Raw genomic sequence first — 2,584 nt, 5'->3', positions numbered from 1 at the left:
CTCGGGAATCTCGTCGTACGCGAACTGCCTGGGCCTGCCGAACATCGGCGCCTCGGCGGGCTTCGCGGACTCCTCGGGCTTCGCCGGGCCGGGCTTCGCACCGGGCTTCGGGCCGGGGGTGGGAGCTCCGGGCTTCGCACCGGGCTTCGGTGCGGCGGCCTTCTCGGATGCAGCACCCGAGTCTCCGGCCGACTTCGCGACGCCTTCCGCCTCGAGGGCGGCCTTCACCTTGCGCGCCACCGGGGGCGCGACTGCGGACGAGCTCGCCTTGACGAACTCGCCCATATCCTTCAGCTTGGCCAGAACGACCTTGCTGTCCACACCGAGCTCGGCAGCGATCTCGTGTACGCGTGGGTTTGCCACTTTTCTCCTGTCTGGGTTCACGCCAGACAGGCGAGAACCTTGTTTATCGGACGGGCCTCATCGTGAGCCGCTCATTAGTTGTCCATGAGTGTTTCTAGCCTGTTCTCTAAAGGGCCGGCATCGAACGAACCCGATGCCCTCAATGCGCGCGCGAAGGCTTCGCGCGACACTGCTCGTTTCAGACACTGCGCGGTGGGGTGCACCCACGCGCCGCGTCCGGGAAGCACCGCACGATCGTCCGGGATCAACCGGCCGTCCTGCAGCACGACTCGAAGCAACTCGTTGCGCGCCGCACGACGGCGGCACGCTACGCATGTCCGAAGCGCTTCCATCGTACCAGCTTCTCACGTCCTCTTCGCCCGCGCTCACAGCTTCGGGGGTGAACCGTCCCACCGCAGTTGCTCACTAGTCCCGGGCCGGACGCTCCCGCACCCCTCGTTACCGAGCGACTGCCGGAGCTGCGAACGCGAAAGAACGATCAAGCGCTCAATCATTCATGATCGAGTCCGGCTGGATATCTGCAATACGGACAGTCGCTGTCGCGCTAGTGAGCGCTCCACCGAATGCGCGAAGATCGATATCCGGACTCAATCATTCATGATCGAGTCCGGCTGGATATCGATCTTCGCGCCCGTCAGCTTGGCGGCGAGGCGAGCGTTCTGGCCCTCTTTGCCGATCGCCAGCGACAGCTGGAAGTCGGGGACGAGCGCACGAACCTGCTTGAGCTGCTCGTTCAGCATGAAGACATCGGTCACCTTCGCGGGCGAGAGAGCATTCGCGACGAAGGCCGGCAGCTCCGGCGAGTAGTCGACGATGTCGATCTTCTCCTCGCCCAGCTCGCTCATGACGGCCCGGACGCGGCGGCCCATCTCGCCGATGCAGGTGCCCTTCGCGTTGATGCCGGACTGGTTCGCGCGCACCGCGACCTTGGTGCGGTGGCCGGCCTCACGGGCGAGCGACACGATCTCGACGACGCCTGCAGCGAGCTCGGGCACCTCGAGCTCGAAGAGCCGGCGCACGAGGCCCGGATGCGTGCGCGACACGACGATCTGCGGCCCCTTCAGCCCCTTCGAGACGCTCGTCACGTACACCCGCAGGCGGGTGCCGTGCTTGTACTCCTCGCCGGGCACCTGCTCCTCGGGCGGCAGGATGGCCTCGAGCTCACCGAGGTCGACGTGCACCATGCGCGGGTTCGGCCCCTGCTGGACGATGCCGGAGAGGATGTGCCCCTCCTTGTCCTTGAACTGTCCCAGCACCGCATCGTCGCTGAGATCGCGCAGACGCTGGTTGATCACCTGCTTCGCCGCATTCGCGCCGATGCGGCCGAACTCCTCGGTATCCGCCACGGCCTCGCCGATCACTTCGCCGGCCTCGTTCAGCTCGGGCACGAGCACCGTGATGTCGCCGGTCTTCCGGTCGAGAGAGACGCGCACCTGGTCGTCGGCCGGCTCCGGATTGCCGATGTTCACCTCGTGCCTGATGTAGGCGGAGTGGATGGCCTGCTCGATGATCGTCGCGAGCTCCTCGAAGGGGATCTCCCGTTCGCGTTCCAGACCACGGAGCATGGCGAGGTCGATCTTCACGGTGGGCCTCCTTGTATTCAGCTGTCAGCTTCCGCCGCAGCGGATCGACTATCCAGATTAGCCTACGACGCCGACGAGTCCGACGCACGGGGCAGATGCACGGAGCTGACAAACGAAACCGACGCACGGAACCGATGCGCTTCGGCAGATGGCCGTCAGGGCAGGGCGACATGGATCGGCGTCACCCGACCGGCCTCGATCGCGAAGCCGCGCCCCGGCGGGAAGTCGGCTCGTCTGACTCGACCGAGGTCCTCCCGGAACGGCGTCTGCGCCTCGGCATCGTCCGGCTGCAGCGTCAGCCCCCAGCGGGGCTGCCGCAGCGCGGAGAACAGCTCCCATATCCCTCCCGCCGACCCCGTCTCCAGTTCGAACAGCACCAGGGTCCCCGACCGGCGCGCAGCCTTCGCCAGGGCGATCAGCTGCGGCAGCGCGGCGGTGCCCTCGGCGTCCGCTGCCCGTTCCACGACGACGAGACCGGGATGTTCCGGCACGGGCCCCTCCAGGACCGCTGCAGCGCGGGACTCCTCCCGCGGCCTCGCCACGCTCGGCAGCTCCGGATCTACCCGCGCGGGGGTGTCGATCGGCGCCGGCCGATCGACGGACACGGGCGAGGCATCGGCGAACAGTCCATCGCTCAG

4 protein-coding genes are annotated in these 2,584 nt (G+C 67.1%); all 4 read right to left on the bottom strand.

The genetic code is table 11. The features are described from left to right. Positions 1–363, bottom strand: a 363-nt coding sequence (locus tag ACFPZL_RS12180; protein WP_382335620.1) for a translation initiation factor IF-2 N-terminal domain-containing protein, incomplete at its 3' end; no start/stop codon positions are given. Between the two features lie 74 nt (positions 364–437). Then, positions 438–695, bottom strand: a complete 258-nt coding sequence (locus tag ACFPZL_RS12175; RefSeq protein ID WP_218114354.1) for a YlxR family protein — start codon at positions 693–695, stop codon at positions 438–440. Between the two features lie 255 nt (positions 696–950). Beyond that, positions 951–1,946 (bottom strand): transcription termination factor NusA, encoded by a 996-nt coding sequence (gene nusA, locus ACFPZL_RS12170; protein WP_218114353.1) that lies wholly within the window; start codon positions 1,944–1,946, stop codon positions 951–953. 155 nt (positions 1,947–2,101) lie between these two features. Then, the coding region (locus ACFPZL_RS12165; protein WP_382335618.1) for a hypothetical protein at positions 2,102–2,584 on the bottom strand (483 nt) is incomplete at its 5' end.

The organism is Leucobacter soli (assembly GCF_042659205.1).
Lineage (GTDB): Bacteria > Actinomycetota > Actinomycetes > Actinomycetales > Microbacteriaceae > Leucobacter > Leucobacter soli.
Note: the sequence above shows the minus strand (reverse complement) of the source record. Positions and strands in the feature narration are given on the sequence as shown.